The following is a 15,552-nucleotide window of genomic DNA, read 5'->3' as shown; positions in this document are numbered from 1 at the left end:
CACCGGGCGATGGAATAAACCCTGGTGGGGTTCGTCTGCCTGATTCTTCTCACTTGTGGCCGATGGCCCTGGAGTCATTCATGGTAGATCGCTCATCACCACCAACGGGGCCTGGCCGGCCACCGCTGAGTGCCGCGAGCCTGACGTTGCGCCTGACCGGCATTGCTGTGGTCGTCGCCACATTGGCCGGGGCTTTTGCCTACGTCAACGGCACACTCGACCCACAGCGCCTGACGCCGAAAGACTTGGTCAATGTGCTGGAGAAAAACAACGGCGTGCACCCGGGATTCCGTCGTAATCACGCCAAAGGCGTGTGCGTGATCGGGCATTTCGAGAGCAGTAGCCAGGCACGCGAGTATTCCAGCGCCCAAGTGTTCAGCGAAGCGCGGACCCCGGTGGTCGGGCGTTTCGCGTTGCCTGCCGGCAATCCTTACGCGCCGGACAACAGCGTGCCAATCCGCAGCTTGGCGTTGCGTTTCACCCAGGCCAACGGTCAGCAATGGCGCACCGGAATGAACAGCATGCCGGTGTTCCCGGTGGGCACGCCCGAGGCGTTCTATCAGTTGCAACAAGCACAGTCACCGGATCCGGCTACCGGCAAACCGAACCCGGCGGCTGTGCCAGCGTTCTTTGCGGCGCACCCCGAAGCCGTGCCGTTTCTGACTTGGGTCAAGACCGCCAAACCGTCGGCCAGTTACGCAACGGAAACCTATAACAGCGTCAACGCGTTTTACCTGGTGAACGCGGCCGGGCAACGGCAGGCGGTGCGTTGGAGCATGACGCCAGTGGCTCAGGACGCGGCAGGTGCAACGGCCCCCGAGGGCGGTGGTTTCCTTGAGAAAGATCTGGTGCAGCGCTTGTCCGCGGGCCCGCTGCGTTGGCAGCTGAACGTCACCCTGGCGAACCCCGGGGACCCGGTCAACGACGCGAGCAAGGCCTGGCCCGAGGGCCGAAAGGTGCTGAACGCCGGCACGCTGGTGCTCGAAAGTACCCAGCCGCAACTCAATGGCGAGTGCCGTGACATCAACTACGACCCACTGGTATTGCCCAGCGGTATCGAAGGCTCCGACGACCCGTTGCTCGCCGCTCGCTCAGCGGGTTACGCCCGTTCCTACCTGCGCCGCACCAGCGAAGTGAAGCAGTTGCCCAACGCCAAACAGGAGTCTCAACAATGAGTGCTCAACCGAACCATTTCGCGCCGTTGGCGCGGCTGCTGCACTGGCTGATGGCGCTGATGATCATCTCGATGCTGTTTATCGGCGCGGGCATGGCGGCCTCGGTGTCCGAGCGCCATCAGTGGCTGATCCATCTGCACAAACCTTTGGGCGTTGCGATTCTGTTGCTGGTGATCGTGCGTCTGGCCGTGCGTTTTTCGACCCGGCAACCACCGCTGCCGGCGGACCTGCCGGGTTGGCAAGCATTCGCGGCCAAGGCTTCGCATTTTTTGCTGTACGCCTTGATGCTGATTTTGCCGCTGCTGGGCTGGGCGATGATTTCCGCGGCTGGCGACCCGGTGATGCTCAGTAGTTCGTTGCAGTTGCCGTCGATCCTGCCGGCGAATGCGCAGGTGTTTGCGTTCCTGCGAAAGGCGCATGGGTATCTGGCGTATCTGCTGTTCCTGACCGTGCTGCTGCATTTGGCCGCGGCGTTGTTTCACGGGTGGGTGCGCCGGGATGATGTGCTGAACAGCATGCTGCGGGGTAAGGATCGCGGCTGATCAGGGTTGCTGAAAAATGTGGCGAGGGGGCTTGCCCCCGTCGGGCTGCGAAGCAGCCCTAAATGCGATAGGTCAGGCATACCGCGTTTAATCGGTTTACGACTGCTGCGCAGCCGAACGGGGCGGTGCGGCGTTCCGACAAGCCCCCTCGCCACAGGATTTGCTCGGGGCTGGGGCCAACGTCATCCACCAATAAATCAACGCCACGGCATTGATCCCCGCACCCAGCCAGCACACCCCAATCCATCCCGCCCAAGCGTACATCGCCGTCGAACCGATAGAACCCAAGGCGCTGCCGATCGAATAGAACAGCATGTAGCCGGCGGTGAGTCGGCTTTGCGCTTCGGGGCGCACGCTGTAGATCATGCTCTGGCTGGTAACGTGAACGGCTTGCAAACCCAGATCCAGCGTAATCACCCCGAGCAGCAGCGCCCATAAAGAGGATTGGGTGAATCCGATGGGCAGCCATGAGGCGAGCATCAGCAGCAACGACAGCCCACTGGTCCATTGACCCAGACCGCGATCGGCCAAATGCCCGGCGCGAGCGGCGGCCAGTGCACCGGCGGCTCCGGCCAAGCCGAACAGGCCGATTTGGGTGTGGGAAAGTGAGAGCGGCGGGGCACTCAGCGGCAGCACCAAGGGTGTCCATAGCACCATGGCGCTGGCGAAGGTCAGCAGGGCGAGCATGGCCCGTTGACGCAATACCGGTTCTTCCTTGAACAGCGTGAAGACCGAGGCGATCAACGCAGCGTAAGCGCTATCCGGACGCGCCTCTTCGTGCTTGGGCAGCACACGAAACAACAGCAGCGCCATCAGCAGGGTCAACCCGGCGGACAACAGATAAATCGAACGCCAACCGGCCAGATCGGCCATGCCACCCGCCACCGTTCGTGCCAACAGAATGCCGACGACTATGCCGCTGGTGATCACGCCCACCACACGTCCACGTTGCGCCGGGATGGCCAGGGTCGCGGCGTAGGCCACCAGGACTTGCGTCACGACCGCCAGTAATCCGGTCAGCGCCATGCCGAGCAACAGCCAGATGCTGTTCGAGGCAAACGTGATCATCAACAAAGCCAGGGCCGACAGCAGGGTTTGCACGACGATCAGCCGTCGACGGTTGAGCAGATCCCCTAGCGGAACCAGCAACAACAGACCCACGCCATAACCGATCTGGGTAAGGGTGACAACGATACCGATGGTTGCCGGATCCATGGCGAAGGCCTCGGCCATGGCATCGAGCAGCGGTTGTGCGTAATACACATTGCCGACGGCCAGGCCGCAGGCGACGGCAAACAGCAGCACCACGGCGCCGCTTAACGGGTGGTCAGGTTTCATCACGGGCTTCCTTTTGTGGTTTCAAAATAAAACCAGTTGTACGGTAGGGAGTCTGGTTTTATATTGCAACCACATTTGTTGCCGGTGGACGCGGTCATGGTTAAACGTACAAGCATGGAAGGCGCCGAGTGCCCGGTCGCCCGTTCACTGGACGCGATTGGTGATTGGTGGTCGTTATTGATCGTGCGCGATGCGTTCGATGGCCTGCGGCGATTCGGTGAGTTCCAGCGCAATCTGGGCATGGCCAAAAACATTCTCTCGGCCCGCCTGCGCACATTGGTAGCTCATGGGATTTTCGATCTGGTGCCTGCGTCGGACGGCAGCGCGTATCAGGAATACGTGCTGACGGAGAAGGGCAAGGGCCTGTTCCCGTTGATCATCGGGTTACGGCAGTGGGGCGAGGCGTTTTTCTTTGAGGCGGGGGAGGCACATTCGCGGGTTGTCGATCGTGAGAACGGTCGACCGGTGCGGCCGCTGGAGCTGCGTGCCGAAGATGGGCGCTTGCTGGGGCCGGAGGATTGTGTGCGGATTGCTGCCGAGTGAAACATCAAAAGATCGCAGCCTTCGGCAGAAGCCTGCGATCTGTTGATTTTAAGGGCGATCAGCGCAAGGTATCGACCATGTCGGCGATGGTCGTCAGCACATCCTTGCCCAACTGCTTCGAGCGTTTGCCGGACCAGCCGGTCAGCGGGTTCGGTGCGTCGTTGTGGTCTTTGAAGGGCATTTCCAGGGTCAGCGACAGGCAGTCGAACTTCTGACCGACGCTGTTGCAGGCCAAGGTCATGTTGGCTTTGCCAGGCTCGTCGCGGGTATAGCCGTGTTTGGTCTGGAAGTCTTTGGTCTGGTGTTTCAGATGATCGCGAAAATGTGCTTCGAGTTTCTCGATACGTGGCGTATAGCCCGGGTTGCCTTCGCAACCGGCGGTGAACACGTGGGGGATTTCTTCATCGCCATGGATGTCGAGGAACAGGTCGACGCCATACTTTTCCATCTGCTGCTGAACGAACAACACTTCCGGGCTGATTTCCTGGCTGGCGTTCTGCCAGGCGCGGTTCAGGTCCTGGCCCATGGCGTTGGTGCGCAAATGACCGTGGAAGGCGCCGTCCGGGTTCATGTTCGGCACCAGGTACAGGTCGGCGCTGGCCAGGAGTTTTTTCAGCACCGGGTCGTCGTGTTTTTCGAGGCGCTCGATCACGCCTTCCATGAACCATTCGGCCATGTGTTCACCGGGGTGTTGCTGGGCGATGATCCAGACCTTGCGCTGACCTTCGGCACCCGTACCCTTGCGCAACAACTGGATGTCGCGACCTTCAACGCTCTTGCCGGTGGCCAGCAGTTCGGTGCCGGCCTTGGTCAGGGCCTGTTCGATCAGCCAGTCATGGCGGCCACGGCTGTAGGGCTCGAAGTAGGCGAACCAGGCATGAGTGGCAGTGGCTTCGAGGCTGAAACGCAGGCAGTCGCCTTCGAAAATGGTCGGCACCCGGAACCAGTTGACGTGGTCATAGGACGCCACCGCCTGATAGCCATCCCAGGCCTTGTTGTACGAGGATTTACTGGCGTTGTTCAGACGAAACCAATGATCTTGACCGACGTGCAGACCGCTGGCCTTGAAGTGGAACCACTGGAAGTGCTGGCTGCGGGTGTCTGGCTTGATCGCCAGCAACGCTTGCAAAGGATTGCTGATGTCCAGCACTTCGATGTTGCCGCTGTCGAAGTTTGCGCTGATGTCGAAAGAAGATTTACCCACGGCCATAATCGGTTCCTGAATATGATTTTTATGGCTGCTACTTTACACGCAAGGGAGGGATAAACCGGGGGGAAATTGCGGGGTTGAAAAGGGGGGGCGTCCTCCTTGACGCCGATGCAGCTTAGAGACTGTGAAAGTGATTCTCAAGTGCTATTTTGCGTTAGTTTGGCCCAATGCTACCGGGCCTCTCTTGCCAACAGATATTCATTTGATATCATCCGCGCCAATCGAATTTGCAGCACCCACAGACTTCATTAGCCTGAAGCCAAAGCCAGAATAACTGGCAAAAAAAAGACCCGGCAAAAAGCCGGGTCAAAAACCGTGATTAGCCTGATGAGGAGATAGTCCAAGAGACCGACCTAAGGTCCCTTGGGCCATCGACTGATCTCGCGACCAGTTGATGTAATAATAATCATTATCATTTGCAAGTCAAATGTTTTTATCTTCACGATTGGAAAATTTTTCCTGTCTTTCTCCAAAGCGCTTCCTAGTCAATCGTTCTGATTGCCCTCCAGGGACCGGTCGACCATCGCCTTGGCCATGTCGATCATGTGCACCGTCGAAAACGCCAGATCCCGGCTTGCGCCCTGCAGCTGATTGGCTGATTCATGCGCGGTGGCGGCGGCACAGCGCAACAGATCCGAAGCATGGACCAATGCCTCTTCGCTGCTGATGTTACGGTTCACATCGAAGAAACGTTCTTCGCCGGCCTCTTCTGACACAGCTGGTTTCAAGTAATAGTCCAGCGCCCGCTGCGCGGCAGCAGAGCCTTTTGGCGAGTTGAGTGTGGTGTCGAATTGGGTGTCGGGCAGGGTAATGCTGGGGATGGTCATGACGATGGCAAGCTCCGTGAATAGATTCAAATCCGTGAGCCCAGCTTAGTACGTACTGTATTTGTGTCTTGAATTTAAATACTACAGTTTGTGTTTTGTTGGTCGGAGTACCCCACGTATCGTGCCGCACATGGATAAATGGATTGAATTGGTCAAGGCCAAAATGAGTGAACTCAAAGTCACTCAAGAGATACTCGCCGAGCGCATCGGAATGTCCCAGGGCGGCGTCGGCCATTGGCTGAATAAACGTCGTCAGCCCCGCATCCAAGAGATGAACCGTGTCTTGCAGGCGCTGGGGATGGACTATCTGGAAGTCGCGATGGTGATCAGGGAACCGCAGGTCTCACAGGATGATGAGATCTCTCTGACGCAGAAGTACAACCCGTACTTTCGCTACCCGGTCAGTGACTGGCGGGAAACCGGGGAGGTGCGCGACGGAGAGTTATTGAGCTACGGCGCTTCATCGGCTGTCAGCAAGCCGCGCTTCGAGCTGTCCGACTACCACGCACAGGGCGCGGCGTTCTGGTTGGTGGTGGTTGGCGATGCGATGACCGCACCCACGGGTGTGAGCATTGCTGCGGACATGTTGATTCTGGTGGACCCGGCCATCGTGCCGGAGCCTGGCAAACTGGTGATCGCCCAATGGCCCGGCAGCGCCGAGGCGGTTTTTCGTAAACTGATCGAAGAGGGCGGGCAGCGTTATCTGGTCCCGCTCAATCCGACCTATCCGAAAGCCCTTTACACCGAAGAATGCCGAATCATCGGCGTAGTGGTTCAGGCGACTGCCAAATTCTAATCAGATCGGTCCTCGCAACGCGTAGGACCGATCTTCATTTCACGCGTGTTCCAACTCCACCAACGCACTGCCTTCGCTGACCATCTCGCCTTCCTGGCAATACAACGCCTTGATCACTCCGGCGTGGGGCGCGCGAATGCTGTGCTCCATTTTCATCGCTTCCAGCACTACCAATTGCGCCCCGGCGTCGACCTTCTGCCCGGCCTCCACCAGCACTCGCACGATGCTGCCGTTCATGGGCGCGGTGAGTCCGCCCTGATGGCTGTGACTGGCTTCGACGGCACTGATCGGGTCATACGACTCGATGCGGCGCAGCTCACCGTCCCATTGCAGATACAGCGTATCGCCACGGCGGATAGCCCGATGCTGGCGGCGCAAACCGTTGTGTTCGGTCAGCAGGTATTCACCCTTGAGCTGTGCGGTATGAGCGTCGGCATCGCCCAGGGTCAGCGCCCGGTCTTGCCCTTCGCAACTCAAATGCAGGGTGATTTCTGTCGGCAGCCCCGCACGGAATCCGTTGCCGATACCCCAAGGCGAACTCAGGTCATCCGCGCGGGTTGTACTCGGCTGGCTCTGGGCAAATGCCTGCGCGGCCGCTTGCCAGAATTCATCGCTGAGGTCTGAAGGTGCTGGCAGCAGTTGTTCCTGATAACGCGGAATGAACCCGGTATCCAATTCGGCCGCGGCAAACGCCGGGTGGCCGATGATTCGGCGCAGGAAGTTGATGTTGGTCTTCAGTCCGCCAATGGCAAACTCATCAAGCATGCTCAGCAAACGCAGCCGCGCCTGTTCACGGTCTTCGCCCCAGGCAATCAGCTTGCCGAGCATCGGGTCGTAAAAGGGCGAAATCTCGTCGCCTTCTTCAACGCCACTGTCCACGCGACGCCCCGGTCCTTCGGCAGACTCGCGGTACAACGCCAGACGTCCGGTGGCCGGTAGAAAATCGTTGCTTGGGTCTTCGGCATACAGTCGCACTTCGATCGCGTGACCGATCAGCGGCACCTGATCTTGAGTCATCGGCAGCGCTTCACCGCGGGCCACGCGAATCTGCCAGGCCACCAGGTCAAGGCCGGTGATCGCTTCAGTGACAGGGTGTTCGACTTGCAGGCGTGTGTTCATCTCCATGAAGAAGAACTCACCGCGCGCATCCAGCAAAAACTCCACGGTGCCGGCGCCGACGTAACCGATGGCCTGTGCCGAGCGCACGGCGGCTTCGCCCATCGCGCGACGCAGTTCCGGGCTCAGACCCGGAGCCGGTGCTTCCTCGACAACTTTCTGATGCCTACGCTGGATCGAGCAATCACGTTCGTTGAGGTACAGACAGTTGCCATGCTGATCGGCGAATACCTGGATTTCCACGTGGCGTGGTTTGAGCAGGTACTTCTCCACCAACATCCGCGAGTCACCGAACGACGACTGCGCTTCACGTTGCGCCGAGGCCAGGGCTTCGGCCAGCTGGCCGACGTCCTCGACCACTTTCATGCCTTTGCCGCCGCCGCCCGCGGTGGCCTTGAGCAGCACCGGATAACCGATGCGTTCGCAGGCGTCGCGGAAGGTGTCGAGGTCCTGGGTTTCGCCGTGATAGCCGGGCACCAGCGGCACACCTGCGGTTTCCATCAAGGCTTTGGCCGCGGACTTGCTGCCCATGGCGTCAATGGCCGAGGCGGGCGGGCCGAGGAAGATCAGGCCGGCCGCTTCGATTGCGCGGGCGAACCCGGCGTTTTCCGAGAGAAAACCATAACCGGGATGAATCGCCTGAGCGCCGCTGGCTTTCGCGGCAGCGATCAGTTTGTCGATTTGCAGGTAACTGTCGGCGGCTTTGCTGCCGCCCAGGTCGACGCGGATATCCGCTCCTCGGCTGTGCCGGGCGTCACGGTCGGTGGCGCTGTGCACGGCCACGGTGGTCAGGCCCAGGGCCTTGGCGGTGCGCATTACTCGGCAAGCGATTTCTCCGCGATTGGCCACCAGCAGAGTGGTGAGAACAGGTGCGCTCATCAACGCGGCTCCTTGAGGGTGGTTTCGGCTTGCCAGTTCGGCGGACGTTTTTGCAGGAAGGCGCGCAGGCCTTCCTGGCCTTCCGGACTGACACGGATTCGGGCGATGGCGTTCTCGGTGTAGCGCCGCAGCGCTGGGGTCAGCGCGCCGTGGCCGACCTCACGCAACAAGTCCTTGCTGGCGCGCATGGCCGCCGGGCTGTTGAGCAGCAGGTTGTCGACCCACTGATCGACTTTCTGCTCCAGTTCAGTCATCGGGTAGCTCTCCGACAACAAACCGATCTCCCTAGCCCGTTGCCCGCCGAAACGTTCGGCGGTCAAGGCATAGCGCCGTGCCGCGCGCTCGCCGATGGCTTGCACCACGAACGGGCTGATGACCGCCGGCGCGAGGCCGATACGCACTTCCGACAGGCAGAACTGCGCGTCGTCGGCACCGATGGCCATGTCACAGCAACTGATCAGGCCCAGCGCGCCGCCATAGGCCGCGCCTTGCACTACCGCCACGGTCGGGATTTTCAGCTTGGCGAGGTTGTACATCAACTCCGCGAGCTCCCGGGCATCGTCGAGGTTGGTGTGGTAATCGAGTTCGGCCGATTGCTGCATCCAGGCCAGATCGGCGCCGGCGCTGAAATGCTTGCCGCGACCGCGGATCAACAGAAAACGCAGGCTGGCATCGCTCGACACTTTGTCCAGCGCGAGGATCAGTTCGCGGATCATTTCGGCGTTGAAGGCGTTGTTCTTTTCTTCACGGCTGAGCCAGAGGGTGGCGAAACCACGCGGGTCGGTCTGCAGTTCGAGGGTGTTGAAGTCGCTCATGGTTTTCTCCAGATCACATCCGGAACACGCCGAAGCGGCTCAGTTCGATAGGCGCATTCAGCGACGCCGACAAGGCCAGGGCCAACACGTCGCGGGTCTGCGCCGGGTCGATGACACCGTCGTCCCACAGTCGAGCGCTGGAATAATAGGGGTGCCCCTGTTCCTCGTATTGATCGAGAATCGGTTGCTTGATCTCGGCTTCCTGCTCGGCGCTGAAACCATGACCACTGCGCTCGGCCTGCTCACGCTTGACCTGCACCAGCACGCCCGCCGCCTGTTCGGCTCCCATCACGCCAATCCGTGCGTTCGGCCACATCCACAGGAAGCGTGGATCGTAGGCCCGACCGCACATGCCGTAGTTACCGGCGCCGAAGCTGCCGCCGATGATCACGGTGAATTTCGGCACCTTGGCACAGGCCACGGCGGTCACCAGTTTCGCACCGTGTTTGGCAATGCCGCCGGCTTCGTATTTCTGGCCGACCATGAAGCCGGTAATGTTTTGCAGAAATAGCAATGGAATGCCGCGCTGGCAGGCCAGTTCGATAAAGTGCGCGCCTTTCTGCGCGGCTTCGGCGAAGAGGATGCCGTTGTTGGCGAGGATCGCGATCGGGTAACCGTGCAGGTGGGCAAAGCCGCACACCAATGTCGTGCCGAACAATGCCTTGAATTCATCGAACACCGAGCCGTCCACCAGGCGCGCGATCACTTCGCGCACGTCGAATGGTTGCTTGGCATCTGCCGACACCACGCCGTACAACTCATCACTGCTGTACAGCGGCGCGATCGGCGTGTGTTGTTGCAGTTCACCGAGCTTGCGCCAATTGAGGTTGGCGACGCTGCGCCGGGCCAAGGCGAGGGCGTGTTCATCGCTCTCGGCGTAATGGTCGGCGACCCCGGAAATCTTGCAGTGCACATCGGCCCCGCCGAGGTCTTCGGCGCTGACCACTTCACCCGTCGCGGCTTTCACCAGTGGTGGGCCGGCGAGGAAAATCGTTGCCTGCTGACGAACCATGATCGCTTCGTCAGCCATGGCCGGCACGTAGGCGCCACCGGCGGTGCAGGAGCCCATGACCACCGCAATCTGCGGAATGCCCATGGCGCTCATGTTGGCCTGATTGAAGAAGATCCGCCCGAAGTGTTCGCGGTCGGGGAACACTTCATCCTGACGCGGCAAGTTGGCACCGCCGGAGTCCACCAGATAGATGCAGGGCAGGCGATTCTGTTGGGCGATGGTTTGCGCGCGCAGGTGTTTTTTCACGGTCAGCGGGTAATACGAGCCACCTTTCACGGTGGCATCGTTGGCGACGATCATGCATTCGACGCCTTCTACCCGGCCGATACCGGCAATCACCCCAGCGGCGGGAACGTCTTCGCCGTAGACCGCATAGGCCGCCAATTGGCTGATCTCGAGAAATGGCGAGCCGGGATCAAGCAGGCGATTGATCCGTTCACGCGGCAGCAGTTTGCCTCGCGAGGTGTGGCGTTCTTGAGCCTTCGGGCCGCCACCTTGCTGCACTTGCGCCAGCAGGGTGTGCAGGGCGTCGACTTGTTTGAGCATCGCCGCGCTGTTGGCCGCGAACTCCGCCGAACGGGGATTGAGCTGGGTATGCAGGATAGCCATGTGCAGCTCCGTTTAGCGGGTTTCGTTGAACAGTTCGCGACCGATCAACATGCGGCGGATCTCACTGGTGCCGGCGCCGATTTCGTACAACTTGGCGTCACGCAGCAGACGACCTGCCGGGAATTCGTTGATGTAGCCGTTACCGCCGAGAATCTGGATCGCGTCGAGGGCCATTCGGGTCGCGCATTCGGCGCTGTAGAGGATGACTCCGGCGGCGTCCTTGCGGGCAGTTTCGCCGCGCTCGCACGCCTGGGCCACTGCATAGAGGTAGGCGCGGCTGGCATTGAGTTGGGTGTACATGTCGGCGACTTTGCCCTGGATCAGCTGGAATTCGCCGATGCTCTGGCCGAACTGTTTGCGGTCGTGGATGTACGGCACGATCAGGTCCATGCAGGCCTGCATGATCCCGGTCGGGCCGCCGGAAAGCACCACGCGCTCGTAGTCGAGCCCGCTCATCAGCACTTTCACGCCGCCGTTGAGCACGCCGAGGATGTTTTCTTCCGGCACTTCGACGTCATCAAAAAACAGCTCGCAGGTGTTCGAACCGCGCATGCCGAGCTTGTCGAATTTGTTGCTGCGGCTGAAGCCTTTCCAGTCGCGCTCGACGATGAACGCGGTGATGCCGTGCGGACCTTTTTCCAGGTCGGTCTTGGCATAGATCACATAAGTGTTGGCGTCGGGGCCGTTGGTGATCCAGGTTTTGCTGCCGTTGAGCACGTAGTGGTCGCCACGTTTGTCGGCGCGCAGTTTCATCGACACCACGTCGGAGCCGGCATTCGGTTCGCTCATGGCCAGGGCACCGATGTGCTCGCCGCTAATCAGTTTTGGCAGGTATTTGCTTTTCTGTTCGTGTGTACCGTTGCGATTGATCTGGTTGACGCAGAGGTTGGAGTGGGCGCCGTAAGACAGGGCGACCGAGGCCGAACCACGGCTGATTTCTTCCATGGCGACGACGTGCGCCAGATAGCCCAGGCCCGCGCCGCCGTACTCTTCCGGCACGGTGATACCCAGCAGGCCCATGTCGCCGAATTTGCGCCACAGGTCGGCGGGGAACAGGTTGTCGATGTCGATCTGAGCGGCGCGCGGGGCGATCTCTTTGGCGACGAAGGACTGAACCTGATCGCGCAGCATGTCGATGGTTTCACCGAGGGCAAAGTTCAGGGATGGGTAGCTCATGGGGCACCTTTTGGCTTTTTTGTAGGGTGGGGAGGGCAGTGATTCGGCTCTCACCTTTACGTTAACGTAAGCCTGTGACGAATGGCTGTCAATCACCCTTTACGTTAACGTCAACTTGAGCGAGAGTAGAGCCGGTCAAACCCACTAATAAAGACAATAGGGGTCGTCATGGATCAACCCAGTGCAAGCCCGCAGCGCAGCTATACCCGTGGTTCCCAGGATAAAGCCTTGCTGGCGATGACCATCGGTCAGGCATTCGATAACACGGTCGCGCAATACCCGAACGGGGAGGCGCTGGTCGTGCGCCATCAGCAGCTGCGCTACACCTGGCAGCAGCTGTCAGAGGCCGTCGATGTGCATGCCAGAGCATTTTTGGCGTTGGGGTTGCAGATTGGTGACCGGCTCGGCATCTGGGCGCCGAATTGTGCTCAATGGTGCATCAGTCAGTTCGCCAGCGCGAAAATCGGCGTGATCCTGGTCAACATCAATCCGGCTTACCGCAGTTCCGAACTCGAATACGTGTTGAAGCAGTCCGGTTGCCAATGGCTGGTCTGTGCCGGTGCCTTCAAGACCTCCGACTATCACGGCATGTTGCAAGGGCTGGTACCGGAACTGGCGGAGCAATCCATCGGCCAGTTGCAGAGCGAACGCCTGCCGGAACTGCGTGGGGTGATCAGCCTGGATGCGCAGCCGCCATCGGGTTTCCTGCCGTGGTCGCAGCTGGCCGATCTGGCGGCCAGCGTGTCGGTCGAACAATTGCGCGAACGCCAGGACAGCCTGCATTTCGATCAAGCGGTCAACATCCAGTACACCTCCGGCACCACCGGATTCCCCAAGGGCGCGACCCTCAGCCACTACAACATTCTCAACAACGGTTACATGGTCGGCGAAAGCCTCGGGCTGACGGCCAATGATCGGCTGGTGATTCCGGTGCCGCTGTATCACTGCTTCGGCATGGTCATGGGCAATCTTGGCTGCGTCACCCACGCCAGCACCATGATTTACCCCAACGACGCCTTCGATCCATTGCTAACGCTGAGCACCGTCGCCGAAGAAAAAGCCACCGCGCTTTACGGCGTGCCGACCATGTTCATCGCCATGCTCGATCAGCCCAAGCGCGCCGAGTTTGATTTGTCGAGCCTGCGCACCGGGATCATGGCCGGGGCGACCTGTCCGATCGAGGTAATGCGCCGGGTTATCAATGAAATGCATATGAGCGAAGTGCAGATTGCCTACGGCATGACGGAAACCAGCCCTGTGTCTTTGCAGACCGGTCCGTCAGACGAACTGGAATTGCGCGTCACCACCGTTGGCCGAACCCAGCCGCAACTGGAAAGTAAAATCATCGACGAGGCGGGCAACCTGGTACCGCGTGGCACCATCGGTGAGCTGTGTACTCGGGGCTACAGCGTGATGCTCGGCTACTGGAATAACCCGCAAGGCACCGCCGAGGCTATCGATGAGGCGGGCTGGATGCACACCGGTGATCTGGCGAGCATGAACGACGAAGGCTACGTGTGCATCGCCGGGCGTAACAAAGACATGATCATCCGCGGCGGTGAGAATGTTTACCCAAGAGAACTGGAAGAGTTCTTCTTCACCCATCCGGCGGTAGCCGACGTGCAGGTGATCGGCATTCCTTGCTCCCGCTACGGCGAAGAGATCGTTGCCTGGATCAAATTCCACCCCGGCCACAGCGCCACCGAGCAGGAGCTGCAAGCCTGGTGCAAGGAGCGCATTGCGCACTTCAAGACACCGCGTTACTTCAAGTTCGTCGAGGAGTTTCCGATGACGGTGACCGGCAAGATCCAGAAGTTTCGGATGCGTGAGATCAGCATCGAGGAGCTGCGCATCAACAAAGACTGACACATAACCAGTGTGGGAGTGGGCTTGCTCGCGAATGCGGTCGATCAGTCACCATCAGTATTGACTGACACACCGCATTCGCGAGCAAGCCCGTTCCTACATTTGGATCGAGAAAAACCGGAAGGCAAGAAAGCACAAAGGGGAGCCGAAGCTCCCCTTTAATTTTGTCGTACGTGCTCTTTTTTTATTATTGAGGGGCGGTCTGTTGTTGTTTTTGGTAACCGTGGCCCTTTACCGCTGTTTTTGTCGATCCCCATCCGGGATCAAGAGCAAACGTATTTTTTTGAGCGCTGATCTACTTTTTCGCTAAGCGATCCAACCAGTTCGGGAGCTACCTGAAGGTAGTTTTATTGTTCTCTGCCCGGTTGCGGGTTACTTCGAAAAGCACCCTGAAAAGCACATCCTCTCCAAAAAAATCTGTTAGCTGCGTCTCTGCCGTGTTGTTCTTGTTATGTCAGAGTCGTTACGTCTTATTTTTATTGGTTTGCAGTTTTTATTCTTGTTATGCCATAGAGATAGCAGAAGCCGTGCCAACTTTTAAAAACCCTTTAAATTCAATGATTTGGGTTTTTACCAAGATTTTTCAGCCGATCCAAACCTGACAATTTGTTTCCGTGTTACTCGTTTCCGCCCACGTTTCAGCACACGCGGTAACACCTGGACACATCCACACTGTCACTGCGCACTGCGGGCTTTGGCCACGCGCGAACCGGTAGGACGTCCCAGCACCGCGCAAATCTGTTGGCCGGCCCGAATCAAGGCGTCCAGGTCGATGCCGGTCTCGATACCCAGGCCGTTGAGCAGGTAAACCACGTCTTCGGTCGCGACATTACCGCTGGCGCCTTTGGCGTATGGGCAGCCGCCGAGGCCGGCGATGGAGCTGTCGAACACCGCGATGCCTTCCAGCAGGCTGGCGTAGATGTTGGCCATGGCTTGGCCATAGGTATCGTGAAAGTGTCCGGCCAGTTTTTCACGTGGTACGTCAGCCGAAACCACTTCGAACATCTTGCGGGTCGCGCCAGCGGTGCCGGTGCCGATGGTGTCTCCCAGCGAAACCTCGTAGCAGCCCATCGCATAGAGCTCGCGAGCAACCCGGGCGACTTGTTCCGGTGCGATGTCACCTTCGTAAGGGCAGCCCAGCACGCAGGACACGTAACCGCGCACGCTGACGCCGTGTTGTTTGGCGGCGTCCATGATCGGCACGAAGCGCTCCAGGCTCTCGCTGATCGAGCAGTTGATGTTGCGCTGGGAAAACGCTTCGGACGCTGCGGCGAACACGGCGACTTCCTTGACCCCGGCGGCGATGGCGTCTTCAAAGCCCCGCAGGTTGGGGGCGAGGGCGCCGTAGGTTACGCCCGGCTTGCGCTGGATCTGCGCGAAGACCTCGGCGGAACCGGCCATTTGCGGCACCCATTTGGGCGAGACGAAACTGCCGACTTCTATATAACCCAGACCTGCGGCTGTCAGCGCGTCGACCAGTTGAACCTTGTCCGCAACGCTGATGGGCTGGGCTTCGTTTTGCAGACCGTCGCGAGGGCCGACTTCGACCAGGCGTACGTGGGTGGGTAGGGACATGGAGTATTCACCTGTAGTTGTGGGCGAGCGACGATCTACTGTGGGAGCGGGCTTGCTCGCGAAGGCGTCGGGC

General features: G+C 59.7%; 13 protein-coding genes. 5 read left to right on the top strand and 8 right to left on the bottom strand.

Translation table 11 applies throughout. The features are described 5' to 3' along the window. The first annotated feature begins 80 nt into the window (after positions 1-80). Entirely contained in the window at positions 81-1,175 is a 1,095-nt protein-coding gene (locus tag AB7M29_RS24730) for a catalase family peroxidase (protein WP_217857208.1), read from the top strand. Continuing rightward, positions 1,172-1,717, top strand: a complete 546-nt coding sequence (locus tag AB7M29_RS24725; protein WP_217857207.1) for a cytochrome b — start codon at positions 1,172-1,174, stop codon at positions 1,715-1,717. Before AB7M29_RS24730 ends, AB7M29_RS24725 begins: the two co-directional genes overlap by 4 nt. A gap of 96 nt (positions 1,718-1,813) precedes the next feature. On the opposite strand, the gene AB7M29_RS24720 is transcribed toward AB7M29_RS24725, so the two are convergent. Further along, the gene (locus AB7M29_RS24720) at positions 1,814-3,055 is read right to left on the bottom strand and encodes an MFS transporter (protein ID WP_454248205.1); all 1,242 of its coding nucleotides are present in this window, start codon (positions 3,053-3,055) and stop codon (positions 1,814-1,816) included. A 96-nt stretch (positions 3,056-3,151) separates the two neighbouring features. Here AB7M29_RS24720 and AB7M29_RS24715 point away from each other — a divergent pair, with 96 nt between their 5' ends. Continuing rightward, on the top strand, positions 3,152-3,598 hold the full coding sequence (locus AB7M29_RS24715; protein WP_052967753.1) for a winged helix-turn-helix transcriptional regulator: 447 nt from the start codon (positions 3,152-3,154) through the stop codon (positions 3,596-3,598). A gap of 58 nt (positions 3,599-3,656) precedes the next feature. On the opposite strand, the gene AB7M29_RS24710 is transcribed toward AB7M29_RS24715, so the two are convergent. After that, on the bottom strand, positions 3,657-4,808 hold the full coding sequence (locus AB7M29_RS24710; protein ID WP_217857205.1) for a M14 family metallopeptidase: 1,152 nt from the start codon (positions 4,806-4,808) through the stop codon (positions 3,657-3,659). A gap of 485 nt (positions 4,809-5,293) precedes the next feature. Beyond that, positions 5,294-5,635, bottom strand: a complete 342-nt coding sequence (locus AB7M29_RS24705; protein ID WP_217857204.1) for a DUF6124 family protein — start codon at positions 5,633-5,635, stop codon at positions 5,294-5,296. 130 nt (positions 5,636-5,765) lie between these two features. Between AB7M29_RS24705 and AB7M29_RS24700 the strand changes: the two genes are divergently transcribed. Beyond that, positions 5,766-6,431: a LexA family protein gene (locus AB7M29_RS24700; RefSeq protein WP_454248204.1), complete on the top strand. Its 666-nt coding sequence runs from the start codon at positions 5,766-5,768 to the stop codon at positions 6,429-6,431. A 39-nt stretch (positions 6,432-6,470) separates the two neighbouring features. Here the strand turns inward: AB7M29_RS24700 and AB7M29_RS24695 are convergent, their stop codons facing one another. The 4 genes from AB7M29_RS24695 to AB7M29_RS24680 are packed head-to-tail and all read right to left on the bottom strand — an operon-like array spanning position 6,471 to position 12,038. Further along, the gene (locus AB7M29_RS24695) at positions 6,471-8,426 is read right to left on the bottom strand and encodes an acetyl/propionyl/methylcrotonyl-CoA carboxylase subunit alpha (RefSeq protein WP_454248203.1); all 1,956 of its coding nucleotides are present in this window, start codon (positions 8,424-8,426) and stop codon (positions 6,471-6,473) included. Further along, positions 8,426-9,241 (bottom strand): gamma-carboxygeranoyl-CoA hydratase, encoded by an 816-nt coding sequence (locus AB7M29_RS24690; protein ID WP_217857201.1) that lies wholly within the window; start codon positions 9,239-9,241, stop codon positions 8,426-8,428. The genes AB7M29_RS24695 and AB7M29_RS24690 overlap by 1 nt, the downstream gene beginning before the upstream one ends. A 13-nt stretch (positions 9,242-9,254) precedes the next feature. After that, on the bottom strand, positions 9,255-10,862 hold the full coding sequence (locus AB7M29_RS24685) for a carboxyl transferase domain-containing protein (protein WP_454248202.1): 1,608 nt from the start codon (positions 10,860-10,862) through the stop codon (positions 9,255-9,257). A gap of 12 nt (positions 10,863-10,874) precedes the next feature. After that, entirely contained in the window at positions 10,875-12,038 is a 1,164-nt protein-coding gene (locus tag AB7M29_RS24680; protein ID WP_223489832.1) for an isovaleryl-CoA dehydrogenase, read from the bottom strand. Positions 12,039-12,206: 168 nt separating this feature from the next. Between AB7M29_RS24680 and AB7M29_RS24675 the strand changes: the two genes are divergently transcribed. Beyond that, the gene (locus tag AB7M29_RS24675; RefSeq protein WP_454248201.1) at positions 12,207-13,904 is read left to right on the top strand and encodes an AMP-binding protein; all 1,698 of its coding nucleotides are present in this window, start codon (positions 12,207-12,209) and stop codon (positions 13,902-13,904) included. A 675-nt stretch (positions 13,905-14,579) separates the two neighbouring features. On the opposite strand, the gene AB7M29_RS24670 is transcribed toward AB7M29_RS24675, so the two are convergent. Then, entirely contained in the window at positions 14,580-15,479 is a 900-nt protein-coding gene (locus AB7M29_RS24670; protein WP_201060941.1) for a hydroxymethylglutaryl-CoA lyase, read from the bottom strand. Positions 15,480-15,552: the final 73 nt, after the last annotated feature.

Source organism: Pseudomonas sp. F-14 TE3623 (assembly GCF_053629015.1).
The sequence above is the reverse complement of the archived record's forward strand: the minus strand, read 5'-3'. Positions and strand labels throughout refer to the sequence as shown.

Coding starts and splice junctions, on each gene's coding strand:
- AB7M29_RS24730 (WP_217857208.1), top strand. CDS start 81: ATGGTAGATCGCTCATCACCACCAACGGGGCCTGGCCGGCCACCGCTG.
- AB7M29_RS24725 (WP_217857207.1), top strand. CDS start 1,172: ATGAGTGCTCAACCGAACCATTTCGCGCCGTTGGCGCGGCTGCTGCAC.
- AB7M29_RS24720 (WP_454248205.1), bottom strand. CDS start 3,055: ATGAAACCTGACCACCCGTTAAGCGGCGCCGTGGTGCTGCTGTTTGCC.
- AB7M29_RS24715 (WP_052967753.1), top strand. CDS start 3,152: ATGGTTAAACGTACAAGCATGGAAGGCGCCGAGTGCCCGGTCGCCCGT.
- AB7M29_RS24710 (WP_217857205.1), bottom strand. CDS start 4,808: ATGGCCGTGGGTAAATCTTCTTTCGACATCAGCGCAAACTTCGACAGC.
- AB7M29_RS24705 (WP_217857204.1), bottom strand. CDS start 5,635: ATGACCATCCCCAGCATTACCCTGCCCGACACCCAATTCGACACCACA.
- AB7M29_RS24700 (WP_454248204.1), top strand. CDS start 5,766: ATGGATAAATGGATTGAATTGGTCAAGGCCAAAATGAGTGAACTCAAA.
- AB7M29_RS24695 (WP_454248203.1), bottom strand. CDS start 8,426: ATGAGCGCACCTGTTCTCACCACTCTGCTGGTGGCCAATCGCGGAGAA.
- AB7M29_RS24690 (WP_217857201.1), bottom strand. CDS start 9,241: ATGAGCGACTTCAACACCCTCGAACTGCAGACCGACCCGCGTGGTTTC.
- AB7M29_RS24685 (WP_454248202.1), bottom strand. CDS start 10,862: ATGGCTATCCTGCATACCCAGCTCAATCCCCGTTCGGCGGAGTTCGCG.
- AB7M29_RS24680 (WP_223489832.1), bottom strand. CDS start 12,038: ATGAGCTACCCATCCCTGAACTTTGCCCTCGGTGAAACCATCGACATG.
- AB7M29_RS24675 (WP_454248201.1), top strand. CDS start 12,207: ATGGATCAACCCAGTGCAAGCCCGCAGCGCAGCTATACCCGTGGTTCC.
- AB7M29_RS24670 (WP_201060941.1), bottom strand. CDS start 15,479: ATGTCCCTACCCACCCACGTACGCCTGGTCGAAGTCGGCCCTCGCGAC.